Genomic DNA, 25,659 nt, shown 5'->3' with positions numbered 1-25,659 from the left:
ACAGGCGGGTGCGCTGGGTGCGGATGCCCGTGCCGACGAACCCCGGGGTTCGTCGTCACGGGCGGGTTCGCTAGGTGCCGACGCCCGTACCGACGAACTCGGCCCAGTTCAGGTTGAACAGGTTGCCGCCCGTGGCGCCGGATGTGACCGGGCGGAACACCAGGAACAGCTCATGCGTCCCGGACATCGAGACCGGGAACGTCTGGCTCGTCCAGGTGCCCGTCCCGCCGGTGGACACGAGGTTGGCCGTGGTCAGGATCGGCCCGGTGACCGAGTCCTGACGGACCTCGATTGCCGCCAGCGGCGACCCGGCCGTGCGGCCGTTCGCCGCGTCCGCCGCGCGGAACGTGATCGAATCGATGTTGGTCAGGTTGAACGGGCCGTTGAGCTGGAGCCAGTCGCCCGAGCCCAGGCTGCCGCGGTGCACGCCGGCGCCGCCGTCGGTGTTGGTCGCCGTGTTGGTGCCGGACTGGTTGACGACGAACTCCACCTCCTGGTGCTTCTGGCGTATCTGGTGCTGGCCGGTCGTGGTCAGCTGCGGGACGCCGCCCGGACCGCCGTGGTCGGTGTAGCGCGCCTGGACCACGCCGGAGACGTTGCCGCCGTGTGAGACGTCGTCGGCGTCCGTGTGGAGCACGCCCGAGCAGCCGTTGACGGACTCCTCGGCGTGGCCGTGCGCGTCGTGGCCGAGCACGAACGTCACCTGCACCTCGGAGCAATCCACCGTCCCGTCCTCGGGGTCGGTGACCGTGACCGAGAACGGGATGTCCTCGCCGAACGCGAACGTCCCGCCCTCCACCGGCGTATCGACGACCACCGTCGGGCTCGTGTTGCCCACGGTGATCACGGTGCTGGTCGAGGTTTGCCTGCCGGACGAGTCGAGCACGGTCAGCACGGCCGTGTAGCGGCCGGACTGCGTGTAGGTGTGTGTCGGGTTCGGGTCGGTCTCGATCGCCGAGCCGTCGCCGAAGTTCCACTCGTAGCGGATCGAGTCGCCGGGATCCTCATCCAGCGAGCCGGCGCTGGAGAATTTCACGGTCAGCGGCGCTGAGCCGTCGGTGCGGTCCGTGGTGAGCACGGCCTTCGGCGCGCGCTTGCCCTTGACGTACTCCCACTTGTACATGCCCGCGTCGGGGCTGATGACGTTGAACCCGTTGCCGTAGGTCAGCAGGTAGAACGCGCCGTCAGAACCGAACTGCAAGTCCATCGGGTTGTCGCACTCGAACCGGAACGTGCCTGCCCCGGCGTTCGCACGGCTGCCGCAATCCAGGAAGTTGTTGATCTTCTGGACGTGGTTGGTGCGCTTGTCGAGCTTGACCTCGCGCAGCGTGTCCTGCGTCCACTCGCTGATGATCACCGAGTCGTCGTAGTACGGCGGGAACTTGTGAGGGTTCGGGTTCTTCGGGTCGTAGTGGTACTTCGTGACCCCGTGCGGACCGACGCCGCCGGTGTAGAGCTCGGGGAACAGCCGCGGGCATTCGCTCGTCGAGCCGGGAGCGATCGGGCCCGGGGTCGGCGCGTAGTAGGCCTCGCACGGGGTGCCGAGCGGCGCGCTCGTGTTGTTGTCGCGGTAGGAGTACCAGATGTCCGGGTCGGTGACCGGCGGGACGTCCCTCAGGCCCGGCTCGACCGTCGGACCGCCCTCGATGTTCCACAGCGAGTCGTTGCGCTGTGTCGGCCCGTTGCAGTCGAACTTCTGAGGCGGGTCGTTCAGCGGCGTGCCCGGTGTGGTGGTGCCGGGCGCGAACTCGTGGAAGTTCCACTGGTAGTGCGCGAGGTCGCGCTTGTAGCACGTGGGCCAGCCGTAGTTGGACGGCTTGCGCACGATCTCGTAGCGGCCGGTGCCCGCCGGGCCGTGCGAGCGCTGCGGTGTCTGGGCGTCGGGCGAGTAGTCGCCGATGTAGGCCACGTCGTTCTCGTCGACCTGGATCCGGAACGGGTTGCGGAACCCCATCGCGTAGACTTCCGGCCGCGTTTTGTCTCGCGGCTTGCCCGCGACCAGCGGGAACAGGTTGCCCGGCGGGATCGAGTAGGCGCCCGTGCCGGGGCCGAAGGCGGCCTTGTTGGCGTCGGCGGCGGAGATGTTGCCGTCCTTGACCTTGATCCGCAGCACCTTGCCGCGCAGGTCGTTGGTGTTCAGTGCGGTGCGGCGCGAGTCACCGGTGAGCCGCTGGTACCAGCCGCCTTCCTGCGCCGTGCTGGTGGCGATCGCCGGCGTGGCGGTGCCGCTGAGGCCGGCGCCGTCGGCGGTGATCTGCGGCTGAGCGGACTGCTGCTTGCCGCGGCGGAAGAACACGTTGACGCTCGACGTGTTGACCGGGCCGCCGCTGGTCTGGATCTCGTCCGCCTCGATGTTCGAGAGCGCCTCGAGCGCCGCGTCGATCGCATTGCGATCCGCGTTCCACGCGATCGGCTCCGTCGTCTGGCCCTCGAAGGTCAGCGTGAACGTGCCGCCCGTCGCGTTGGTGACGCGCACGGTCTGCTGCTCGTCGGTCTTCTGCGAGTTGTACGGCCCGTAGCCGCCGGCGTTGATGCCGCCCGCGGGCGTGTCATCGCCGGTGACCATCCAGAGGTTGCCGTGCTTGTCGAAGTCGATGTCGCCCCCGACGTGGCAGCACTCCTGGCGGTTGACCGGCACGCGCATGATCTGCTGCTCGGAGCCCATGTCGAGGTGCGCCGGCGTGCTGTCGGTGGCGTCGACGAACTTGAAGCGGCTGAGCTGGAAATAGCCCACGTACGGATCCCACGCGGTCTTGGACGCTGCCACGTTCGGCGGGGTGGTGTTCGGCGTGATCTGGGTGATGACCGATCCGTCGCTCAGCTTGACGTCGGTGACCTCCTTCGCCGAGTAGTAGAGGTAGACCCACTTGTTGGTCGCGAAGTTGGCGTCGACCGCCGGGCCGTAGAGCCCGTCCTCGCCCGCGGAGTAGATCTGCTGCGTCATCGGCAGGCTCGGATCGGCGAAGTCGGCGACGACCGTGGTGACGCCCGTGGTCGAGTCGTGCATGCGCAGCGAGCCGAGGCGGTCCGTCTGCAGAACGCGGCCGTCCGGCAGCTGGTCGAAGCCGATCGGCTCCTGCAGGTTCGGCGGCGAGCCGATCTTCGTCTGCTGGTAGTTGGCCAGCACGGTGGCGCCGCAATCGCTGTAGGCCGGGTCGGCCTGGCCCGCGGCCCAGCCGATCGCGCCCTTGAGGTGCCTGGTGAGGCCGGGGTCGAAGCTCGCGGCCGTGTTGCCCAGGCCGGTGTAGAAGGAGCGGCCGCCCTGGAAGTCCTTGCACCACGAGACCGGGTGATCGGCGCCCATCGTGCCCCCGGCGATCCCGTCGAGGTCGGCGCCCTGTGGCTGCGGCCCGAACGGGTCCTCGACGACGGTGTCGAGGACGTGTGACACACCGCGCACGTTCTTCTTGAAGTTGTACCACTTGTCGGTCCGCGACCAGATCTGCGGCAGATCCTTGGTCGCGTCGTGGACGCGGTCGGCGACCTTCACGTCACCCGATTGCACGTCGGTCGTGCCGGACGCACGCGTCCCCAGAATGTCGGTCAGGAACGACCAGGACTCGTCGGTCTCGACCGCCGAGCCGACGCCGACGAAGCCGCCGCCGTCGCGGAAGTAGTCCTCGAAGTTCGCGCGTTGCGCGTCCGTGAGCGGGCTCGCGAGACCCGTGTCCAAGAACACCACCGCGCGGTACTGCTTCAGCTTCTTCTCCGTGAAATGGTCGCCCACGTCAGCGGGCCCGGGCGCCACGACCGTGAAATGACCGGGTCTGGCCGCATCCCGGATCGCGGCCAGGCCGGCCGACGACACCGCGTCCTGGGTGCTGCGCACCACGAGCACCTTGAAGCGGGCGTCTGGTGGTGCGGCCTCGGCGGCAGGCGCGGACGGCTGCAGCAGCTCCGGTGCAGCGACGGGAGCGGGCTCAGCCGCCGTGGGGGCCGCAGCGCTCACCGGCGTCGCGAGGAGCGTGAGGAAAGGGGCGAAGAGGGCTAAGGCCATCGTGGTCGCGGTGCGACGTCTCGGGCGTCGTCCTTTTGCTGGCAGGGCTGCGTCGAGCAGCCTGGGCCACGTTCGATGACGTGGTGACATTGAAAAAACCTTCCTGCCTGGGGGATGTCAGGCACGGCGCGAACCGCCGCGCTTATGGCCACTTGGTGGTAGCGGATAGTGCGGTTGCTGGAGGGTGCCGTCTCCAGGTCTGTGGGGCCGTCAGCAAGGTGCCGACCTGGGTGAGTCCGTGATCGCGGTCGGGTCGTCGACGATGTGGTTGATCACCGTGCTCGCCGCGCCACGGGAGGCGGCGCCGAAGCCGAGCGTGCAGGCGACGAATCGGCACTGGGCGGCTGGAGCTGCCACCACGAGCCGTTGCAGCTGATCTTGTGCGTTGGGCAGCAGCCACTGGGCCGGCGAGGCGAAATGGCCTCAGATGACGATCACTCGCGGGTTGAAGAGGTTGGCCAGGATCGAGCCACCGGGTGGCCGACATCGCCAGAGGCCTGGCCTCTGGCGACCGGCGCATGACGATGGCGGTGGCACAGGTCGGCGAGTGGCTCGGGCTTCACCGGGGCAGGTCAGGTGTGGTCATGCCGATGCGGAGTTGATGGACTTCGAGAAGAGCTCCATCATCGCCGCGCCGAATTGCGGCATGTCGGGCCATCCGCGGCAGGAGACGAGGTTGCCGTCCACGACGTCGGGAGCGTCGATGACCGTCGCGCCCGCGTTCTCCATGTCACCGGTGATGGGGGGGAAGCACGCTGTCTTTCGGCCCTTGAGCAGTCCGTACACAGCCGGCACCTGCGCGCCGTGGCATACCAGCGCGATCGGGAGGTTGCGCGCGAAGAAGTGCTCGGTGATGCGCCTGACGTCGGCGTCGACCCGGATCCACTCGGGGGCGCGTCCGCCAGGGATGATGAGGGCGTCATAGCGCTCGACGTCGACCTCGGCCCAGGGCACGTCGACCGGCAGCTTTCGGCCGTTCTTCTCCACGTAGGCGTCGGAGTTGGGGTCGAACTCGTGGATGACCAGCTGAACGTCACGCATCGTCCGTGACGAGACGTCGACGTCCCAGCCGCCCTCCTGAACGCGATAGTAGGGATACATGGTGTCGAGCTCCTCGGCGGCGTCGCCGGTCAGGAGCAGCGCTCTGGGCACCTGCTTCTCCTCGCATCTGAGGCGGGGTGACGTCGATCCAATCCAATCCGATCTGATCCAATTGCGTTAGCATTCCTCGGCCCAGCCCGCCCGTCAAGCCTTTACGCCATACCGTCCGAACCCTTGATTTCGTCGAACAATCGCCGGAACCGCTCGCCGGACAGCAGGATGTGCCGACGCATGGCGTAGGCGGCGGCGTCGGGGTCACGCGAGGCGATCGCGCCCACAACGTCTTCGTGCTCGGCCATCGCCAGGTGAGTGACCTGGGTGTCGTGGAGAAGCCGGAACAGGTGCACGTGCGCGTGCAGGCGAGCGAGCGCTTCGCGGATGAGCTGGTTCTCCGCGCTCAAGGCGATGAGATTGTGAAAAGCGGCGTCGCGGAGCCCGAAGGCGCCATAGGCCATGAGCCCGGTGCCCCCCTCCAGCTCCGCCATCTCCTCCAGCAGTCGCCGCAGGCCGGCCACCTGCTGCAATGATGCGCGTTCGGCGGATCTGCGCGCCGCCGCCGGCTCGAGGAGCAGGCGGAGCTCGAGCATGTCCTCGAATCGCTGACGGGTGATCTGGGGGGGAATGTGATAGCCGGCATGGGGCACACGCACGACCAGGCCCTCGGCCTCCATGCGGTTCAGAGCGTCTCGGATCGGCGTCTGCGAGACCCCCAGCTCTCGCGCCAGGACGTCGATCGTGACGCGGGAACCAGGCTCGATCCGTAGCGACATCAGCTGTCCGAGCAGCGTGTCGTACACCTCGTCGGCAAGCCGGCCACGAGATCTTCCCGGCGGCGTTCCGCCCGTCATGGCCCCACGGCCCCTCGCGATCATCGCTTCGTCGTCCATCGTGACGTGAGGTCCTTTCTTACGTCTTCGCGAACCTGTTGACATCGGTCGCAATGCTGCGGGATGTTGATGCTCCCATTCAGATCGTATAGGAAAGGTGACGGACGCCAGCCCTCCTTCACCCGTCCACCCGTCGCGGAACCGCCCGCCATCGCTCCGCTTTGATCAGTTGGAGCTCCTATGAGCATGCTCGATGTCCTTCTCGGTTCGCCGCCGGGCCGCACAAGGGCCGAGGGACCTGTCGACTGCTTGAAGCCCCATTACCTCGCGGCGTACTCGTGACGCCGGTCTGCGGGTCAGCCCTTGCGGCAGCCGTCGACCCGCCTGAACATCCCCCAGCAATTGCTCGGTGAAGCACGCAGGAAGGCTCCAGAGCTCCCCACCCAGAAGGCAGGCAGGAAGATGCGGCATCCAGAGCGAATAAGACGACTGTCCGTTTCCGGTCGAACGGCGCAGCTGGTGACGGCGGCCGTATTAGTGGCCGCGACCATGGCGGCTTGCGGGCAGGACGACGGCGCGGATTCGAGCGCGCCCAAGGCGCCGGCGACCATCCCGGAGCTCACCAAGGACCCGCTGACCCTCAGCTTCATCTGGTTCGACTGGCCCCCCGCTCACGCTCTGGAAGCCTTCGCCAACGCGGAGTACACCAAGGAGCGGCCGAACGTGACCATCAAGGTCAACACCGTGCCGAACGCGAACTGGCACGACGCGATGTTCACCCAGTTCGCGGCGCACAAGACCGACTTCGACATCCCGATCCTGGACTCGCAGCACATCGGTGAGGCCGTGACGAACGGCAACATCCTCGACATCACCGACTTCGTCAAGAAGAACATCGACGTCAAGGCCTACAACCCGTACCTCCTGGCGGCCTACGGCCAGTTCCCGCAGGCGGAGACCGGGAAGCGCGACGAGAACGCCAGCCTGTACGGACTGCCGCTGCTCGGCGACACCTGGACGATGATCTATCGCAAGGATCTGATCGGCGACAAGCCACCGCAGACCTGGGACGAGATGATCTCAGTCGCCGAGAAGTGCCAGGCGGACAACCCTGGTGTCAGCGGGCTGGCTTTCCACCAGGCCAACGGCTCCGACGCCGCGGCCGTGACCTACAACACGGTCAACGGCGTCTACGGCGGCAACCTCTGGGACGCCAAGACGCACAAGATCGAGGGCGTCCTCAACGACGCGGCGGGCCAGGAGGCGATGGACGTCCTGGTCAACAAGATGAAGCCGCTGACCGCCAAGGGCTCCGGCAACTGGTTCATCGACGAGGTGAACGCGGCGGTCGCCCAGGGCAAGGCATGCATCGCGTTCAACTGGATCGCCGCGAGCGGCGGCCTGCTCGACCCGAAGCAGTCGACGCTCGGCACCACGCGGGAGCAGATCCTCGACAAGCTCGGTTTTGCCACCCTGCCGAGCCAGAAGACGAACCTGGTGCCTCTCGGCGGCATGGGGATGCACGTGTCGGCCTACTCCTCCAAAGCGAACCAGGCGGAGGCCCTGAACTTCATGAAGTGGTTCGAGCGGGCTGACATCCAGAAGAAGTGGGCCGCGGCCGGTGGCGTGCCCGCGCGTACGGACGCCCTGCAGTCGCCCGAGTTCCTCAATGCCGGGCCGTTCAACCAGGTGTACGCCGACTCGGTTCCGCGGATGCGGGACATGTGGAACGTGCCCGAGTACGCGCGCCTCGTCGACATCGAGAACACCAATGTGAACGCGGCTCTCAACGGCACGAAAAAGCCGAAGGATGCGCTCGACGACATCGCCAAGGAGCAGCAGAGCGTGCTCGACTCCGGCAGCGGCAAGGGCGGCGGCGGACTGTGAGTGACCCCGCCCCGCTGACGACCGACCACCCCGAGCAGGTGGCGTCCGCGACGCCGCCTGCACCGGGTCGGTCCCGCCGCTTGAGTGACCGCGGGCTCGCCGTGGCCTTCATCTCCCCCGCGCTGCTGCTGCTGCTCGCGATGTCGGTGTTCCCGTTGCTGTGGGCGTTGTACCTGTCTTTCACCGACTACTCGGCCACCCGCGGGGGGCCGGCCCATTTCGTCTGGTTCGAGAACTACACCGCCATCCTGACTTCGGCGCAGGTCCACACGAGGGCCTTGACGACGTTGATCTACGTGGTCGGCGCGGTCACCCTGCAGACCGTGCTCGGCTTCTCCATCGCCTACCTGATCTCACGGCGCACGCACGGGCGAGGACTGCTGACCACTGCGTTCCTGGTCCCGATGATGCTGTCGCCGGTCGTGGTCGGGCTGTTCTGGCGATTCATGCTCGACGCGCAGTTCGGCGTGATCAACAGCATGCTCGACTCGCTCGGCCTGGGGCAGGTGGAGTGGCTCACCCAGCAGCGAACGGCACTGATCTCCCTGATCGTGGTCGACACCTGGCAATGGACGCCGTTCATCATGCTCATCGCACTCGCGGGCCTCACCGCGGTCCCCAAGTACCTGTACGAGGCCGCCTCGATCGACCGGGCGTCCGAGTGGTTCCGGTTCCGCACCATCACTCTTCCGCTGGTGTGGCCGCTGCTCCTCATCGCTGTGCTGTTCAGGGCCATCGAGGCCTTCCGGCTGTTCGACCTCGTCTACATCCTCACCAGCGGCGGTCCGGGCGTCTCCACCGAGACGTTGTCGTTCCACGTCTACAAGGTCGCGTTCCTGGGCTTCAACACCGGAACCGCCTCGGCGTACGGGATCCTCATGGTCCTCGTCGTCATCGTCCTCACGCAGCTCTACCTGCGCTACTTGAACAAGCTCAAGGAGGACTGATGGCCGTCTCCGTCGACGAGGCCGTGTCCACAGGCCCTGTCCAGGATCACACGCCCCCCGCGCGTCGCTTCGGCGGCCGGGGTCGCTCCGTGCTGGAGGTCGCGCTGCTGACCGTGCTGGCCGTCGTGATGCTCTTTCCGGTGCTGTGGATGATCGAGACGTCCATCAAGGAGAACCGGGACGTCTACGCTATCCCGGCCAAGTTCTTCCACTTCACGGTCACCATGGACCATTTCAAGGACGTGTTCCTCGCCCCCGGCGGCGGTCGCTCGGAGTTGTCCGTCGCGTTCCTCAACTCCCTCCTTGTCGCCGGGGCCTCCACGGTGCTGGCCACCGTGCTGGGGGTCCCGGCGGCCTGGGCCTACTCGCGCTTCGCCGTGAAGGCCAAGAAGGACCAACTGTTCTTCATCCTGTCCACCCGCTTCATGCCGCCTGTGGTGGTCGTGATCCCGATCTTCCTCATGTACCGCCAAGTCGGGCTCATCGACAGCAAGCTCGGCCTGATTCTCATCTACGCCGCCTTCAACGTCCCGTTCACGATCTGGATGATGAAGGGGTTCGTCGACGAGGTGCCCGCAGAATACGAGGATGCCGCCATGCTCGACGGCTACACCCGCTTGCAGGCGTTCCGGCGGTTCACCCTTCCCCTGCTCCTGCCCGGCATCGCCGCCACGGCGGTCTTCGCACTCATCTTCTCGTGGAACGAGTTCGTGTTCGCCATCTTCCTCACCTCCAGCGACGACGTACGGACGGCCCCACCCGCCATCGCCGGGCTCATCGGCGGAACCACCGTGGACTGGGGTCTCGTGGCCGCCGCCTCCCTGGTGTTCGCCCTACCAGTGCTCGTCTTCGCCTACCTGGTGCGCAAGCACCTCGTCGCCGGTGTGACGCTCGGGGCGGTGCGACGCTGATGGCGGGCATCGAGGTGACCACCCTGCACAAGCGCTACCCGGACGGGACGGTCGCAGTCGAGCACGTGGACCTGTCCATCGACGACGGCGAGCTGTTCGTGATGCTCGGCCCTTCGGGCTGCGGCAAGACGACCACGCTGCGGGCCATAGCCGGCCTGGAGCGGCAGACGACGGGCGACATCCGCATCGGCGACACGCTGGTCAACGACCTGCCGCCGGCAGAGCGCGACATCGCCATGGTGTTCCAGTTCTACGCTCTCTACCCGCATCTGAGAACCCGCGACAACCTGGCGTTCCCGCTGCGGGCCGAGGGATTGCCCAAGGCGGAGGTGCGCGAGCGGGTCGACGAGGCCGCCCGGCTGATGCGGCTCGGTTCGCTCCTGGACCGGCGACCGCACCGGCTGTCCGGCGGGGAGCAGCAGCGCGTCGCGCTTGCTCGCGCCCTGGTGCGACGACCGCGCGCCTTCCTCATGGACGAACCCCTCACCAATCTGGACGCGGAGCTGAGGGCGGACATGCGCACGGAGATCAAGCACCTGCAGGGGGGACTGGGGACGACGATGGTCTACGTCACCCACGACCAAGTCGAGGCGATGTCGCTCGGCCACAGAATCGCCATCCTCAACAAGGGCCGCGTCGAGCAGATCGGCACGCCGCTGGAGGTCTACGACCGTCCGGCGAGTCTCTTCTGTGCCGCATTCATCGGCTCCCCGCCGATGAACCTGATCGAGGTGGAGCTGGCCGACGGGAAGCTGCGCAGTCAGGGCGGACTGGTCCTCACGCCACCGCCAGGCCTGCCGCGCGACCGTCGCCTGGTCGCAGGCGTCCGGCCGGAGGCGCTGGAGGTCACGGAACCAGGGGCGGAGCGTTCGGCCCCGGCCCGCGTGGTCTCGGCGGAGTGGCTGGGAGACGAAATCATCTGCGTGGTCGACCACGGTGGCCGGCGCGACGTACGGGTTCGGATGCCACCGACTGTCCGTTTCGCCGCTGGCGCGCCGGTCGGGCTGCGGCACACCGGCGGGCCCCCGCCGGTCTACGACGTGCGCACGGAAGAGCTGGTGGCCTGATGGGAACCGTGGCAGTGCACGGGCTGCGCAAGTCCTTCGGCAAGGTCCAGGCCCTGGACGGGGTGACGCTGGACGTGCCGGACGGCTCGTTCTTCGTGGTGCTCGGGCCCTCCGGGGCAGGCAAGACGACGACCCTGCGAGCGATCGCCGGCCTTGAGAGGCTTGACGCCGGGTCGGTGCATCTGGACGGGAGGGACGCGACCGGTGACTCCCCGGCCGCACGCGACCTGGCAATGGTCTTCCAGAGCTACGCCCTCTACCCGCGACTCACGGCGTACGAGAACATCGCTTCGCCGCTGCGGGCACGCCGCTGTTCTTCGAGCGAGATCGCCGCTGCCGTCGAGCGGATGTCGAGCCTGCTGCACATCGAACGTCTGCTGCAGCGTCGTCCCGCGCAGCTGTCGGGCGGTGAGATGCAGCGTGTCGCGCTGGCGCGGGCGCTGGTCCGTCGCCCGCGCGCGTTTCTCATGGACGAGCCGCTGACGAACCTCGACCTCAAGCTCCGCGTCGAGATGCGCACCGAGCTCACCCGCATCCACCGGAGTCTCGGGGGAACCTTCGTCCACGTGACCAACGACCAGGTCGAGGCCCTGTCCATGGCCGACCAGGTGGCGGTCCTCAAGGAGGGGAAGGTGCAACAGGTCGGAACGCCGACCCAGGTGTACGAGCGACCAGCCAACCAGTGGGTCGCAGGCTTCGTCGGGAGCCCGTCGATCAGCCTCCTCCCCTGCCGCGCCGAGGGGGATCGTCTGGTCGGGGCGGAAGGCTGGACGCTGCCGCGGCCCCGCTGGACCACGGCTGAGGACGGTCGTCCGCTGCTGCTGGGCCTGCGGGCAGAAGACTTGTCCATCGAGCAGCGTGGGGACGCGTCGTTGTCGGGTGAGCTCTACGGCCTTGAGCCGCTCGGTGACAGAACCGTGGTCGACGTCCGAGTGGGGACGGAGATCCTCAAGGTCAAGGCACGACCCACCGTCACGGGTACGCCGGGCGAACGGCTGCTTGTCACGGTCGACCTGGACCGCGCGCACCTGTTCGATGCGGGCACCGGGCTGGCGCTGTCCGAGGCCGGGCGGTAACCGGGCAGGGCGGCGACGTCGACATGCGCCCGTGAGCACGCCTTGATGACGCCGAAGCAGCCCTGGCCCGAGAAGGCGATCGGAGGCGCGGGGCGTCGCCCTGCAACCAGGGCCACGTTCGACCCGCTCGGCAACCTCGACCCCGACGAGGTCGTGTGACCGCTTCGTCCACGCGCGTGGCGCGATCGCCGATGTCACGCCGGACATCACCAAGAACATCACAGGAGGCGACGCAATGAGTGACCCGATGGATGTCCTGGCCCCCGAGCACCGGCGGCTCCGGATTGGCGACGTCTGGCGCGACGCCGCCGGCGGAGCCACCTTTGTCGTCGAGGACCCGGCCACCGGCAAGACCATCGCCGAGGTGGCGGGCGCCGGCGTCGTCGACGGGCTCGCCGCTCTGGACGCGGCGAGCAAGGCAATGGCTGAGTGGGCGGCGACCCCGCCGCGAAAGCGGTCAGAGTTGTTGACCGCGACGTACCGGGCACTGACCGAGCGATCCGAGGAAGTCGCCCGGCTGATAACGCTCGAGATGGGCAAGCCGCTCGCCGAGGCTCGGGGAGAGGTGGCCTACGGTGCCGAGTTCTTCCGTTGGTTCGCCGAGGAGGCGGTGCGCGTCGAGGGGCGCTACAACGTCGCTCCCGCTGGTGGATATCGCATCCTCACCGTGCCGAAGCCGGTCGGACCGTGCGTCTTCGTGACGCCCTGGAACTTTCCGTTGGCCATGGGCGCCCGCAAGATCGCTCCTGCGCTGGCGGCGGGCTGCACGACGATCACCAAGCCGGCAGCCCGGACGCCACTCACCATGCTGTTCCTGGCCCGCATCATGGAGGAGGTCGGCGTTCCCCCGGGCGTTGTCAACGTCGTGACAACCGAGCGTTCCGGCGAGGTGGTCTCAGCACTGCTGGCCGACCGTCGGACCCGCAAGCTTTCGTTCACCGGGTCGACCGAGGTCGGGCGCGTGCTGTTACGACAGGCGGCGGACAACGTGCTGCGCACCTCCATGGAACTGGGCGGCAACGCGGCCTTGATCGTGTGTGCCGACGCGGACCTGGACGCCGCGCTCGACGGTGCCATGGTGGCCAAGATGCGCAACATCGGGGAGTCCTGCATCGCGGCGAACCGAATCTACGTCGAGGAGCCGGTGCGCGAGGAGTTCACGGCGCGCTTCGCCCAGCGGATGGGCGCGCTCTCGGTGGGCCATGGTCTCGACGACGGCGTGGACGTCGGGGCGTTGATCGACGAGGCCTCGGTCACCGAGATCGACGAGCTCGTCGCCGACGCGGTCAATCGCGGCGCCCGCGTCCTGGTGGGCGGCGAGCGTCCGGATGGGCCAGGCCATTTCTACCCGCCTACGGTCATCGTCGACGTGCCCGAAGACGCGCGGATACTGCAGGCGGAAATCTTCGGCCCGGTGGCGCCGATCATCTCGTTCACGTCCGACGACGAGGTCATGGCGAAGGCCAACGACACCGAGCACGGCCTGGCCGGATACGTCTTCACCCGTGACCTCCAACGGGCGCTCCGGTTCACCGAGGGGCTGGACACCGGGATGGTCGGCATCAACCGCGGTCTGATCTCGGACCCGTCAGCTCCGTTCGGAGGCGTGAAGCAGTCCGGGATCGGCAAGGAGGGGTCGCACGAGGGCATCCTTGAGTACCTCGACGTCACCTACGCGGCGATCGACCTACCGTGACCGGTTTGCTGCTCCGGGTGCCCGGCGAGGATCAACGCGCCCTGTGCACACATGACCTGACCGGCCTCCACGCGTGGGGCGGGAGCCGGGCCATGGCCGGCACGAATCCGTTGGCACCCGGGGACGCCGTCGACTCCGCCGGTGTGCGCGCCACAGACGCGGCCGCGGCGGTGGATGGGGCGATCAGCCCTTTCGGTGGTCCCAAAGGCTACGCCCTCGGGCTCATGATCGAGGTGCTGGTCGCGACCTTGACTCGTACCGCCCTTGGCGACGATGTCCGCGGGACCCCGACTGACCCGCCCGCCAGGGGCGACGTCTTCATCGCGATGCACCCGAGGGTGCCCGGGCACGACCGAGTCCGGGAGCCCGGCGCGCGCCTGCGCCATCCGGCAGCCGACGCCGTCCCGGTCTCGCAGGTGAACTGGACGTCCGCCCAGCACATCACCGCCGACGTTCCAGAGAGGCACTGACATGCTTGAGACCGTCCGCGGACCACGCCAGCTGATAGTGGGCGAAGGGGTCGCGCAGAACATCCCACGAGTGGTGGCCGAGTGTGGCTCGCGAGTCCTCATCGTGACCGACCGCGTTCTTCTGGGGCAGCCGGGCGTGGCCGAGATCGTGGCCGCCGTGCGGGAGAAGGTCGAAGTCGTCGGGGTGTTTGCCGACGCGACTCCGGACGTGCCGCTCGCCGATGTCGCCCTGGCCGTCTCGGTCGCCGCAGAGGTGGACGCCGACGTAATCCTCGCCATCGGGGGTGGCACGGTGATCGACCTCGCCAAAATCGTCGGCGTCATCCGGCGCCACGGTGGGACGCCGCGCGACTTCTACGGCGAGTCGAAGGTGCCGGGGCCGACGATTCCTCTCGTCGCGGTCCCGACGACGTCAGGCACCGGCTCCGAGCTCACGCCCGTCTCGGTGTTGACCGACCCGGACCGCGAGCTGAAGGTGGGGGTCTCCAGCGTCCACATCGTGCCCGACTTCGCCATCGTCGACCCCGAGCTCACCTACACCTGCCCTGCGACCGTCACTGCCCACTCCGGCATCGACGCGTTTTGTCACGCGGTGGAGAGCTACACCGCGCGACCCCGGGCCCACGGGCCGCGCGACCCGGTGGAGCAGGTCTTCCTCGGCCGCAACCCGATCACCGATCACTACGCGCTCCTGGCCGCGAAGCGGATCGCCCGCAGCTTGCCCCATGTCGTCAGGGACGGAGGCGACAAGGACGCGCGCGCGGACATGTCCTATGGGTCCATGCTGGCCGGGCTCGCATTTTCCCACGCAGGCAACGCGGCTCCGCACGCCCTCCAGTACCCCATCGGCGCAGCCACCCACACACCGCACGGCCTGGGCGTCGGGCTGCTGCTGCCCTACGCGCTGGACGCGGCCAGGGATGCCATCGTCGACCGGTTGACCATCCTCGCCGGGGTGTGCGGGCTCGACGTGACCGACGCCTCGGATGCCGAGGCCGCAGATACGTTCCTCACCTGGCTCGACGGGCTCCTTGCCGACATCGGCATCCCTGCCACCTTGGCGGACATCGGCGTGGCACGCGCCGACCTCCCGCGCTTCGCGGAGATGGCCAGTGGCGTCACCCGCTTGATCCAGAACCATCCAGGCCCGACCGACACCGCCAGTCTGACCGCGATCCTCGAAGCGGCCTGGATCGGGGACCGGACCCGACACGTCCTGACTCCGGAGCAGAGATAGTGACGGGCCTTTCACATGACGGCGAGTTCCCTGCCCCACCCTGGGTATCGGAATGGTCGGCTACGACTCAGCCAGCACTCCAGCAGGATTTCGCTGTCTGACCTGGTCTTTCGCCGGGTGGCGGGAGTGTAACGGGACTTCGATCGTGCGGGGGCGGTCTCACGGAGACCGCCCCTCGATCGTGCGACAACGCCGCAGGTAGTGACAGCGGCGGGCGACTGCCTGGCGTCGGCGGCGCCAGTTCGACCAGCTCAGCGCGTGGTGTCGTCCGCGGTGTCGGCTCAGGTGCGGGGGCCGGGCACGACAAGCTGCCAGGAGTCACCGAACCTCCGCCACTGTGAGCCCGATGAGCCCGGGTGTCTCACCTGTTCCGCCCCCTTTTCCCAGGGCTGGTGTGCCGTGACGGCCAGGAAAGCGTGCGCGAGCATGGTCAGAGTGATGTGCCGGTACCAGCCCACGTAGCGACGGACTTCGTACTGGTCCAGGCCGCACTCGTTCTTCGCGGCCTGGAAGCACTCCTCGATCGCCCAGCGTGCCCCGGCGACCCGCACCAGCTCCTGGACGGTGACGTGAAGGGGTGCGTAGGCGAGGTAGTAGGCGATCTCGTCGGGCTTGCTGATGCTGCGCCGGGCCAGTGCCCACCGCATCCGGTGAGGGACCTCGCCCTGATAGTCGAACTCGGCGACGGCCGGCAGCCGCGCCGCTGCCCAGTGGTAGAGGCGGGGCCCCTTCGCGCCGTCGCCGCATGAGATCTTCTCCCACGCTTCGTCCGGGGCCCGCCCGAACAGAACCTCGATCCGTGAACAGACCACGCTGAACTGGGACTTGGGCACGGCCAGCATGTAGCCGACACCCGACTGATCCAGCAGCCGGCGGAATCGGTTGTCCTGACCGTAGGCGGAATCCGCGGTGACCCAGGGAATGGGCAGCGGCGAGGCGAGGGCCCGCAGCGCCATGTGCCGAGCCAGTTCGCCCTTGGTGCCGAACTCCCGCTCGTCGGGGCCCCTTGCCGCGCGGCAGCGTTCCCGGTCCTCGGTCCAGGACTTCGGGAGGTAGAACTCTCGGTCGACCAGAGCCCTGCCGCGGGTGGTGGCGTAGGCGGCGAAGACGCCGATCTGGCAGTTCTCGGTGCGGCCTGCGGTTCCGGAGTGCTGGCGCTGGACCCCGGCTGAGGTGGTGCCCTTCTTGATGAACCCGGTGTCGTCGCTGATCAGGACACCGTCGCCCTCGCCGAGCCTGTCGGCGACGTATTCCTGCAGGTCGTCGCGGATGTCGTCGGGCTCCCACTTCGATCCGGCGAGGAGGTGTTGCAGGCCGTCAGGGGTGGGATGGAGTGGCCGGCCTGTTCGGCCAGCTGCCAGCTGTTCTTGCGGGCTACCGGGGCGAGCAGCCCGCGTACGTAGTCACGCATGCGGCGGCGGAGCTCGACTCGGTCGAAGCGGTGCCCGATGGTCAGGAAGAGGTCATCCAGTTCGAGGTCCCATTGCGCGGCGGCAGACTCGGTGATCACCCTCGGAGGCTGCCCCGCTGGTGTCACTACCGGCGGCGTTGTCGCACGATCGAGGGGCGGTCTCCGTGAGACCGCTCCCGCACGATCGAAGTCCCGCTACACTCCCGCCGCCCAGCGAAAGACCAGGTCAGACAGCGAAATCCTGCTGGAGTACTAGTTCTAGGGCCGCGCCGCCTCGCGGATCGTACGCGGCGCCGCTCCCAGTTCGCGGCGGCAGGTCTTGTTGAAGGCCTGGAGGTCCGGGATGCCGACCGCCGCCGCCACCGCCGGGATCGGCATCGTCGAGGCCTGGAGCAGATGCCGGGCGCGCTCCATACGGCGGCGGCGGATATAGGACACCACCGTGTCGGCCGTGCCCGTGCGGAACAGACGGGTGAGGTGGTTGTGCGAGATCCCCGCCGCCCGGGCGATCCCCGGCACCGGCAGCGGTCCCGCCAGCCCCTGTTCGATGTACGCGAACGCCGCCGCCAGCGCCGGATGCGACTGCCCCGCCGCCTCCTGGCCGCCGCCGAGCTGCGCCGTGTGCCACAGCACCGTCCACACCTCCGCAGCCGCCCGCGCCGGCGACACCGGCATCGCGGCCACCGCGTGCCGCAGCAGAGCGGTGAGCACCGGGGCCTCCGCGCCCGCGTTCTGCATCACCGGCACGGTCCGCCGCTCACCGCGGCCGGGCAGCGCGAAGTGCGCGTACAGATGCTCGTTCCGGCGCGACTCGTAGTGGAAGTGCACCTCTACATCCGGCGGCACCAGGCTCACGTGCCCGGGCCGGATGGGATACCGGCCGCCGCCGAAGGCCAGCTCGCCGGAGTAGGTATACAGGTGCAGCTGCCACAGGCCGGGAAGCCGGAAGACGTCGTGCGAGCCGAGGGTGCCGTGCATGCCGACGCCCGCGTTCACCGCCCGCGGCGGTTCGTCCAGCGGCAGCACCACATGACCGGTCATGGTGAGAAATTACCAGTAGTCGATGAATAGAGCACACGACAGGCGAGCAGGCCCTTTCTAGGCTTGCCGTATGTCAACCAGCAAGCAGCTACTGAACTCGGCCCAGGTGGCGAGCTTCGTCGCACACGGCTCGCTCCGCCTGGACGCCGTCGTACCGCCGGAGATGAACGAGCAGGCCATCGGCGTCTTCGACGCCGGGATCCCCGAGGTGCCGTTCGGCACCCCCGTGGACAAGGCCTTCCCCGAGGGGTCCTTCGCCCGCCGGCTGATCGAGCTCCCGGCCGTCGCCGGCGCCCTGGAGAGCCTCGTCGGCCCGGGCCCCACCGTCGACCACCACTTCGTCCACGTCCGCGAACCGCACGGCGGCGAGGCCCAGCCCCTGCACGCCGACGCCGTCATCGACATCCGGCCCGACGCGTTCGACGTCCAGCTCATGTACTACCCGCAGGACGTCACTACCGAGATGGGCGGCACCCTCAGCGTCCCCGGCAGCCATCTGCGCCGCACCAACGAGTCCGACACCGGCCGCTACCAGAACCTCCGCGGCCAGACCCGCCTCACTTGCCCGGCCGGCACGGTCGTGCTGCTGCACCATGGCATCTGGCACGGCGGCCGGCGCAACGACAGCGACATCCTGCGCTACATGTTCAAGATCCGCTTCAACCCGACCGTCCCCCAGGTCCGCCTCTGGGACACCTCCGACCTGGACGACCCCGCCGTCGCCAGGGAACTCAGCCGCACCTTCCCCTGGTACGAGCTCGCCACCGGCCGCCTGGAAATCTACAACCGGGTGAAACTCTGGCGCGCCCTGACCGGCGACGACACCTTCGACATCGACTACTGGGCAACCCGCGTCACCAACCGGCCCACCCTCCGGAGCCACGCATGAAGCAGCAGGTCCTGGTCCTCTATCTGGCCAACTCGGCGCTCGACTCCGAGGTGGTGGGCTGGTCGCAGTACGACGGCACGGGCCACACCAGCCCGACCACCGGCGACAGCGACGAACCGCCGTACGAGACGGGCGTCGCGGCGCTCCAGGACGGCTGGCGACTGTTCCAGGCCGCGCAGCTGATCCCGCCGTACCCGGGCGCGGAGTACGACACGTCGTTCCTGAAGCACGAGTTCTTCTTCGAGAAGCTCCAGGGCTGAACGCGTAGGGGGCGCCCTCCGCGGAGGGTGCCCCCTACGCGTGTGGCGGCCCTGCGCTACGGACCACGCTGTACGGCCGGCATCGGGCTGCGGGCGCGGGGGCTTCGATCAGGGTAAGCCTGTTCCTGGCTTGCCCTTGCCGAAGGCGGGGCTGGGCTTGGGCATGGCCGTCTTCAGCAGCAGTAGCGCAGTCTCGGGGAGGTGCAGCTGGAGCCGTGCGCCAACGTAGCCGCCGAGCCGAACTGAAGGGCCGTTGGTACCGCGGTGCGCCGTCAGTGTGTGCCGGGTGTGTGACGGGAGGGGTACGGCTGTGCCACGTGATCGTCAACCGGGTGTTGTGTCATGCCGGTCACCGCTTAGCATCTCGGCGGAGCATGGTGAATGGTGATCCCGGGGGGCTTGCGGTCGTGAGCAGGGAAGCGGTGCGCCTGGTCTGCGCTGTCGCGGTGAGCGGCTTGGTGCTCGCCGGCTGTACCTCCGGTGGGGGCGGGCCGAGAGTACCGACGTCTGCGAAGAAGGCGGCTGCCACTGCGGTTGCTGGCCCGTCGGCGACCACTGTCGTGGACTCCGACCCTGCCGCACTGCCGAAGACAACCGCTCAGGCTACCGCGCTGATCCGGGGCGTCATCCCGGACGCCGCTGCCTTCGGCCCCGGCGCCGTCCGCCGGACCCCCTACGAGAGCGACCCGCGGCGCTGGCCGGTTCTCGGCGACGGCTGTGTCTGGCAGCAGCAGGCGCTCCCGAAGGACGTCCTGGCCACTTTGACCCGCTCCTATGAGATACCGGCGAGCGGTGCCAAGGGTCCGCTCCGCCTGAGTGCCGTCGTCACGGTGCACCGCAATCCCGCGCAGGCCGACTGGGAGAACGCCGGGGTCCTTGAGGAGATGATGCGCTGTCCCACGCAGCGGCTGCGCTCGGACGAGGTGATCACGTCCCTCAACGACGTCCCGAACTCCCTCGGTGATTCGGGCAACGCATATGCCGATGACACTCTCACCGAGCTCGGCGCCTACACGGGCGCCGACGTTGGCGGCCCCCACCCGTACATCTGGGAGCAGACGCGCATCGGCCAGTTCACGCTTGCGGTATCCGCCAAGGGTGCCAAGGGCTGGTCCCGGGCTGACCTGTTCGACCGGTTGCGGGATCCGCAGGTCGGCATGCGGGCCCGGCTCAGAGCCGCGATCGAACGCGACACACCGGAGCCCAGCAGTACGAAGGGCGATCGTTGATGATCGAGAAGCTCACCCTCACCGATCCGGCGCACATCGGCGGTCACCGTCTGCTCGCCCGGCTCGGTGCCGGCGGGATGGGCGTGGTGTATCTCGGGCGTGCCGAGTCGGGGGAGTTGGCCGCCGTCAAGGTGATCCTGCCCGAGTACGCCGACCAGGCCGAGTTCCGCGCGCGCTTCCGCCGTGAGGTCGCCGCCGCCCGGCGTGTGGACAGCCCCTGGGCCGTGCCGGTCACCGGCGCCGACCCGGACGCGGCCGCGCCCTGGCTCGCCACCGCGTTCGTGTCTGGCCCCTCGCTCGCCGAGGCTGTCGCCACCTGCGGTCCGCTGCCGTGGCGCGGTGTGCGCGTGCTGGGCCGGATGCTGGCCCGTGCCCTGACCGCCGTACACGACGCGGGACTCGTCCACCGCGATGTCAAGCCCGGTAATGTGCTGCTCGCTGTCGACGGCCCGCGCCTCATCGACTTCGGCATCGCCCGCGCCACTGAGGAGACGGCACTTACCTCGGCCGACATGATCGTCGGCACACCCGGCTTCCTCGCCCCGGAGCAGGCCCGGGCACAGCCTGCCTCGCCTGCCAGTGATGTCTTCTCCCTCGGCTGTCTCCTGTCCTACGCGGCCACCGGCCGCCTGCCCTTCGGCACCGGTGCCGTGGACGCCCTCCTGTACCGCACCGTGCATGACGAGCCCGACCTCGACGGTGTCCCCGACGACATCCGCGCCTTGCTGGTGCGCTGCCTCGCCAAGGATCCGGCCGCCCGGCCCACCGCCCGCCAGGTGGACGAGGCGCTGGTGGAGGACACGCCCCACGACACCGTCGACTGGCTGCCCGACCCCGTCGTACGACTCATCGCGGACCGCTCCGCCGCGATGCTCGCCCTGCCGGATATCGAGGCGACGGCCCTCGATGGGAGGGCGGACGAACAGCCGACGGAAGTTCTCCCGCCACCTTCCACCAGCCGCCGCCGTTTCCTCCTGCTGAGCGGCGGCGCGGCCCTGCTCGCGGCCGGTGGCGGTGCTGCCCTGTGGGCCGCGCAGCGCGACGACGCTACCGCCTCGTCCGTCGCCCGCCGCTGGGTCCTCGGTGTCCAGGCCGACCTGACGGGCCCGCAGAAAGCCATCGGCCAGGCTCAGGAACGCGGCGTCCGGCTGGCTGTCGAGCAGTTCAACTCCCGCAAGGACAAGCCCTTCATGCTCGTCCTCAAGACGGTTGACGACCGGGGCGACGCGACTCGTGCCGCCAAGGTGGCCCGCACCCTCGCCGCCGACCGCGACCTGCTCGCCGTCATCGGCTCGACCGGCGACACGACCACCGGGGCGAGCCTCGACAGCTACGACGCACAGCTCGTCCCCCAGATCACGGCGTCGTCCGCGCAGTCCGAGTACGGCACCGCGGAGCCCGGTCGCTTCCTCCAGGCCGTCCCCGGCTACACCAGCCTGCCCGGCACGGCGGCCTACTCCCTGCACACCCAGGGCGCCCGGCGCGTGAGTGTGCTGATCGACCGCGACGGCGGCATCCCGGCCTGGCAGCTCGGCCGGACGATGTTCCAGTACCTCGGGGTTCTCAAGATCGCCGGCCAGCCGCGGGTCGTACCGCGGCTGGCCGAGACCCTCGCCCCGGTGGTCGCGGAGATGGTCGCACACCAGATGGACGGCTTCGTCTACATGGGCACTCCGGCCCGCGGCGCGGCCGTCGCACGCGCCCTCGCGCAGACGGGCTTCAGCGGCATACGCGTGCTCGGCTACCCGGCCGCCGGACCGGAGTTCCTGACCGTCGCGGGCAGCGCCGCCGACGGCTGGCAGATCTTCGCCCCGTACATCGACCCTTCGGCCGCCCCCGTCCGCGCTTTCGCCACCGCCTACCGAAAGCGCTACGGCTCCGCACCCCCCTATTGGGCGGCCGAGGCGTACGACGTGGCCCGCATGGTCATCACCCGCCTCACCGAGGCAGGCGGCCGGCCCTCCGGGAACCGGCTGTACGACCTGCTGCAGAAGGGCGCGTACAAGGGACTCGTCCGGACGTATGCGTTCGACAAGGACTACCGGTGGTGGCTCAAGAGCTCTGACGTCTTCCGCTACGAGGTGAAGGATGGCCGGTACTCCTACGCGGGCAAGGTCGGCATCTGATGCAGCCCCTGACTGCTGACGACCCCGAGGACATCGGCGGGCACCGGCTACTGGCCCGGCTTGGCGCGGGGGGCATGGGCGTCGTCTACCTCGCCCGCGCGACAGGCGGGGCGCTCGTCGCCCTCAAGACGATCCGCGCCGAACACGCGGCGGGCCCGGCCTTCCGCATCCGATTCCGGCGCGAGGTGACGGCGGTCCGCGGCCTGACCGGGCCCTGGCTGGTGCCGATCGTAGCCGCCGACACCCAGGCCAGGGAGCCGTGGCTGGCCACGCAGTTCATCCCCGGACCCTCACTGGTGGAGGCGGTTGACGGCTTCGGCGCGCTGCCCGTCGCTGCCGTACGGACTCTGGGATGCCGGCTGGCCGATGCGCTCACCGCCGTCCACGCGGCGGGAGTTGTGCACCGCGATGTGAAACCGGGCAAGTCCTGCTCGCCCTGGACGGTCCACGCCTCATTGACTTCGGCATCGCCCACGCTGCGGGCACCACCGCCCTCACCGCACCCGGCGCCGTCATGGGCACGCCCGGCTTCCTCGCGCCGGAACAGGCACAGGCCCGCGCCGGGGAGGTCGGCCCGCCCAGCGATGTCTTCTCGCTGGGCTGCGTCCTGGCGTACACGGCCTCGGGCCGGCGCCCGTTCGGCACTGGATATGCGGCGGGCGTCCTGTTCCGTACGGTGCATGAGGAGCCGGACCTGGCGGACGTCCCCGGCCAGCTCCAGGCTCTGATCGGGGCCTGTCTGGCCAAGGACCCCACCAGCCGGCCGACGGCCGCCGAGGTCGCGGCGGCGCTCGGTGACCCGCGGGCCTTACTCGCGCGGGAAATGCCCGAGGCACCAAGGGCGCACTGGCTGCCGCCCGCGGTCCTGCAGGTGGTCGCCGAACGCTCCGCACGAGCGCTGGACGTGCCCACCCCCCAGCGCCCCCCCACGGCATCCGATGGGCGACGACCCGGCCGCCGACCCGGCGTCGTCGCCCGCGAAGGACGCCCGCTCTCCGACCCGACGGCGCGTGCTGCTGATGGGGAGCGCGGCGGCCTCCGTGGTCGCCGCCGGCGGCGGGGCCGCCGCCTATCTGGCTGCTGGCAGAAGGGGCACAGAGGGCTCGGGCGGCGCCCTTCCCGTATACACCCTCGGCTTCCAGGCCGACCTCAGCGGCGCAAACAAGGCGGAGGGCGTGGCGCAGGAACGGGGGGCGAGGCTTGCCGTGGAGCAGCACAACGCGCGTGCTGGCATCACGTTCCGCCTCGCCCTCGACACGGTCGACGACCGGGGCGAGGAGACCGGCGCGAAGCAGGCGGCCCGGCGCTTCACGGAGGCCAAGGTGAGTGCGGTCCTCGGACCCAACACGGTCACCGCGGCGCTCGCCGCCGGCCCGCTCTACCAGAACGCCGGCACGGCCATGGTCCTGATCTCCCTCGACGACGACAGACTCACACCGTCCAAACTCCGCACTCTGCGCGTCACCCGAGCACCCGAGTCCTACCTGGCGCTGCCGCTGGCCGCTTATCTGACCGCCGTACGACCGGTCGACCGCACCGCCGTCATCGACGACCGGGCGGCGGGCCGCACGGGATCGGACCTCACCAACGCGATCTCGCAGACGCCGCCCCATGAGGGCAGGACCAGCGTCCACCCCGTGGCGGCCGACAGCGACAACTTCGCTCCCGCCGTCCACGCCGCCCTCGCCGCCGAAGCGCAGGCGGTCGTCTTCAGCGGCACATCGCCCGAGCGCGCCGCACGCTGCGCCCGCGCACTAGCCGACGCGGGCTTCACTGGACCGTGCCTTGGCACCTGGCACATCATGCGCCCGGCCTTCCTCCAGCAAGCCGGTACTGCGGGCCAGGACTGGTTGTTCGGCACCCCGTTCACCGACCCCGGCAGCGTGTCACGCACCTTCCAGACCGCCTACCGCGCTAGTTTCGGCACGGCACCCGGGCGCTGGTCCCCGGAGGCGTACGACGCCGTGGGACTGGTCGCACGCACCCTGGAGAGACTGGGCAAGACGGCCGACGTCGGACCGGGGGCCGTGGCCCAACACCTGTTCGACGTCAACCACCAGGGACTCGCCAAGACCCTCCGCTTCACCTCCGACGACACCCACAGCCTCGATCCGAACCGGGGCGCGTTGTACTTCCTGTTCCAGGCGAAGGGGAACGCCTTCCACTTCCTGGGACGCTACGACCAGGTCAAGTAAGCCCGAACAGACCTGAACAAGGCCGTTGGGCCGCCGCTGCCCCGCCATTGACCATGACGATCCTCGGAGTTGGGCAGGGCAGCGTGCGGTCAGCGGGATGCGGGGTCGCAAGGAGCTCTTCGGGATCGGGCCTGACGGTAGAGCAACAGCTGGTCGGGGGCGCATGATGGAGGCGCCCGTCCCGTCACAAGCGAGGTGCATCGTCCCGATGAAACGCAGGACCGGAATCTTCCTGGCGGGCCTGGCCTGCGTGGGCGGCGCCGTCGCCGGCGCGGGCCTGCTGCACAACCGCCGGCCTGATCGCCGGGAACGCCTCCACGTCACGATCTTCAGCGAACCCGGCTACATGGGCCGCAACCAGACGCTGACCTGGACCGGCGGCGAGCGTGAAGTGGTCCCGCTCACCCGGGTACAGCTGCCGAGCATCGGCTCGATCAGGCTGGAGCGGCTGGTGTACCGCTTCCAGCCCGAGGTCCGGCTCCCGAACATGTACATCCTGTGGCACGCCCTCACCGAGCGCCCGGACCGCACGGACCCCGAGGACGGCGTGGCCAGCTTCATCGCCATGCACCAGCTCGCCGGCATGTTCTCGGTGGGTCTGTGGGAGCCGGTCTGGGAGTCCGAGGCGCGATCGGGGGTGCGGCTCTGGGCCGGGCGTCCCGGCCATCTGCTGCCCGCGCACGACGAGGGGGACCCTTCCGGGAAGGCGGCCTCCGGCAAGGTGGCGGCTTCCAGTGAGGCGGCCGTTCCCGGCACCCGGCCCTGGCACGACGTCCTGGCCAATACGCCAGACCTCGGCTCCTGGAGCACCCGCACCCGCTACCTCGAACTCGGCTACCACGACGCGCGCGGCCCTGGCAGCTGACCGGCCGCCTGCCTGACTGCCCCCGGCCGCCCCGTCAGTGGGCGGTCAGCTTGTTCCGTGGCGGTGGGTGGGGTTGTCGGTTTCGTTGGTGGGGCGGTCGATGAGGATGGCTGCTACGTCGTCGGCCAGGTGGCCTTCGGTGTGGTGGAGCAGCCGCTGGTGTAGTTGGTCGAGGAACGCCTTAGGCGTGCACGTGTGGAGCGCTTGCACGGCTTCGGGCAGGGCGAAGAAGTCGTTGTTACGGTTGCGGGCTTCGATGACGCCGTCGGTGTAGAGCAGCAGGCGGTCGCCGGGGAGGAACGGATGGCTTTCGGGTTTGGGCGGGGGGCCGGTGTAGAGGTCTTCCAGGCCGAAGGGCGGCAGCGGGCAGGACGGCGTCAGGGCTTGCACTGTGCCCTGGTGGAGCAGCAGCGGCGGCGGGTGGCCA

The 25,659-nt window shown here is 69.1% G+C and carries 19 protein-coding genes and 3 pseudogenes; 16 read left to right on the top strand and 6 right to left on the bottom strand.

Features of this window, described 5'->3' with window-relative positions; translation table 11 throughout:
* Positions 1 to 70 precede the first annotated feature (70 nt).
* The 3 genes from PV341_RS08265 to PV341_RS08255 form a co-directional block, all read right to left on the bottom strand.
* A complete protein-coding gene (locus PV341_RS08265; protein ID WP_500328783.1) occupies positions 71 to 3,997 on the bottom strand; it encodes a ThuA domain-containing protein in 3,927 nt (1,308 codons plus the stop codon).
* Between the two features lie 582 nt (positions 3,998 to 4,579).
* The gene (locus PV341_RS08260; protein WP_500357231.1) at positions 4,580 to 5,149 is read right to left on the bottom strand and encodes a DJ-1/PfpI family protein; all 570 of its coding nucleotides are present in this window, start codon (positions 5,147 to 5,149) and stop codon (positions 4,580 to 4,582) included.
* 101 nt (positions 5,150 to 5,250) lie between these two features.
* Positions 5,251 to 5,985, bottom strand: coding sequence for a GntR family transcriptional regulator (locus PV341_RS08255; RefSeq protein WP_500328784.1), 735 nt, complete (start codon positions 5,983 to 5,985; stop codon positions 5,251 to 5,253).
* A gap of 303 nt (positions 5,986 to 6,288) precedes the next feature.
* Between PV341_RS08255 and PV341_RS08250 the strand changes: the two genes are divergently transcribed.
* From PV341_RS08250 to PV341_RS08215, 8 genes are all read left to right on the top strand, one after another.
* The gene (locus tag PV341_RS08250; protein ID WP_500328785.1) at positions 6,289 to 7,812 is read left to right on the top strand and encodes an extracellular solute-binding protein; all 1,524 of its coding nucleotides are present in this window, start codon (positions 6,289 to 6,291) and stop codon (positions 7,810 to 7,812) included.
* Between the two features lie 80 nt (positions 7,813 to 7,892).
* Entirely contained in the window at positions 7,893 to 8,759 is an 867-nt protein-coding gene (locus PV341_RS08245; protein ID WP_199789178.1) for a carbohydrate ABC transporter permease, read from the top strand.
* The gene (locus tag PV341_RS08240) at positions 8,759 to 9,670 is read left to right on the top strand and encodes a carbohydrate ABC transporter permease (RefSeq protein WP_500328786.1); all 912 of its coding nucleotides are present in this window, start codon (positions 8,759 to 8,761) and stop codon (positions 9,668 to 9,670) included. The genes PV341_RS08245 and PV341_RS08240 overlap by 1 nt, the downstream gene beginning before the upstream one ends.
* Entirely contained in the window at positions 9,670 to 10,737 is a 1,068-nt protein-coding gene (locus tag PV341_RS08235; protein ID WP_500328787.1) for an ABC transporter ATP-binding protein, read from the top strand. The genes PV341_RS08240 and PV341_RS08235 overlap by 1 nt, the downstream gene beginning before the upstream one ends.
* Positions 10,737 to 11,813 (top strand): ABC transporter ATP-binding protein, encoded by a 1,077-nt coding sequence (locus PV341_RS08230; RefSeq protein WP_500357229.1) that lies wholly within the window; start codon positions 10,737 to 10,739, stop codon positions 11,811 to 11,813. The genes PV341_RS08235 and PV341_RS08230 overlap by 1 nt, the downstream gene beginning before the upstream one ends.
* A gap of 235 nt (positions 11,814 to 12,048) precedes the next feature.
* Positions 12,049 to 13,509: an NAD-dependent succinate-semialdehyde dehydrogenase gene (locus PV341_RS08225; protein WP_500328789.1), complete on the top strand. Its 1,461-nt coding sequence runs from the start codon at positions 12,049 to 12,051 to the stop codon at positions 13,507 to 13,509.
* Positions 13,506 to 13,979, top strand: coding sequence for an Ldh family oxidoreductase (locus PV341_RS08220; protein WP_500357228.1), 474 nt, complete (start codon positions 13,506 to 13,508; stop codon positions 13,977 to 13,979). Before PV341_RS08225 ends, PV341_RS08220 begins: the two co-directional genes overlap by 4 nt.
* Before the next feature lies 1 nt (position 13,980).
* Positions 13,981 to 15,216, top strand: a complete 1,236-nt coding sequence (locus PV341_RS08215) for an iron-containing alcohol dehydrogenase (protein ID WP_500357226.1) — start codon at positions 13,981 to 13,983, stop codon at positions 15,214 to 15,216.
* A gap of 281 nt (positions 15,217 to 15,497) precedes the next feature.
* Here the strand turns inward: PV341_RS08215 and PV341_RS08210 are convergent.
* Together PV341_RS08210 and PV341_RS08205 are read right to left on the bottom strand one after the other, a co-directional pair.
* Positions 15,498 to 16,726, bottom strand: a pseudogene (locus PV341_RS08210) (IS701 family transposase).
* 159 nt (positions 16,727 to 16,885) lie between these two features.
* Positions 16,886 to 17,668, bottom strand: a complete 783-nt coding sequence (locus tag PV341_RS08205) for an AraC family transcriptional regulator (RefSeq protein ID WP_500357224.1) — start codon at positions 17,666 to 17,668, stop codon at positions 16,886 to 16,888.
* Positions 17,669 to 17,738: 70 nt separating this feature from the next.
* On the opposite strand from PV341_RS08205, the gene PV341_RS08200 reads away from it, so the two are divergent.
* The 8 genes and pseudogenes from PV341_RS08200 to PV341_RS08165 all read left to right on the top strand — a co-directional run bounded on the left by PV341_RS08200 (position 17,739) and on the right by PV341_RS08165 (position 25,232).
* Positions 17,739 to 18,557, top strand: coding sequence for a phytanoyl-CoA dioxygenase family protein (locus PV341_RS08200; RefSeq protein WP_500357222.1), 819 nt, complete (start codon positions 17,739 to 17,741; stop codon positions 18,555 to 18,557).
* Positions 18,554 to 18,817 carry a hypothetical protein gene (locus tag PV341_RS08195; RefSeq protein WP_361013646.1) on the top strand — a complete coding sequence of 88 codons (264 nt, stop codon included), beginning with the start codon at positions 18,554 to 18,556 and terminating at the stop codon, positions 18,815 to 18,817. The genes PV341_RS08200 and PV341_RS08195 overlap by 4 nt, the downstream gene beginning before the upstream one ends.
* Positions 18,818 to 19,224: 407 nt before the next feature.
* Complete coding sequence (locus PV341_RS08190; RefSeq protein ID WP_500357220.1) at positions 19,225 to 20,046, top strand: hypothetical protein; 822 nt, start codon at positions 19,225 to 19,227, stop codon at positions 20,044 to 20,046.
* Complete coding sequence (locus PV341_RS08185; protein WP_500357218.1) at positions 20,046 to 22,172, top strand: bifunctional serine/threonine-protein kinase/ABC transporter substrate-binding protein; 2,127 nt, start codon at positions 20,046 to 20,048, stop codon at positions 22,170 to 22,172. Before PV341_RS08190 ends, PV341_RS08185 begins: the two co-directional genes overlap by 1 nt.
* Positions 22,172 to 22,531 (top strand): annotated as a pseudogene (locus PV341_RS08180) (protein kinase family protein); the annotation flags it as partial. The gene PV341_RS08185 and the pseudogene PV341_RS08180, both read left to right, overlap by 1 nt.
* Positions 22,525 to 22,896, top strand: a pseudogene (locus PV341_RS08175) (protein kinase domain-containing protein); the annotation flags it as partial. The pseudogenes PV341_RS08180 and PV341_RS08175, both read left to right, overlap by 7 nt.
* Before the next feature lie 214 nt (positions 22,897 to 23,110).
* Positions 23,111 to 24,367, top strand: coding sequence for an ABC transporter substrate-binding protein (locus tag PV341_RS08170; protein WP_500357216.1), 1,257 nt, complete (start codon positions 23,111 to 23,113; stop codon positions 24,365 to 24,367).
* Positions 24,368 to 24,575: 208 nt separating this feature from the next.
* Positions 24,576 to 25,232, top strand: a complete 657-nt coding sequence (locus tag PV341_RS08165) for a hypothetical protein (RefSeq protein WP_500357214.1) — start codon at positions 24,576 to 24,578, stop codon at positions 25,230 to 25,232.
* Positions 25,233 to 25,277: 45 nt separating this feature from the next.
* Here the strand turns inward: PV341_RS08165 and PV341_RS08160 are convergent.
* A partial coding sequence (locus PV341_RS08160) for a PP2C family protein-serine/threonine phosphatase (protein ID WP_500357212.1) occupies positions 25,278 to 25,659 on the bottom strand: 382 nt, incomplete at its 5' end.

Source organism: Streptomyces sp. PA03-1a, from assembly GCF_033792805.1.
Lineage (GTDB): Bacteria > Actinomycetota > Actinomycetes > Streptomycetales > Streptomycetaceae > Actinacidiphila.
This window is presented reverse-complemented; position numbering and strand designations above follow the sequence as displayed.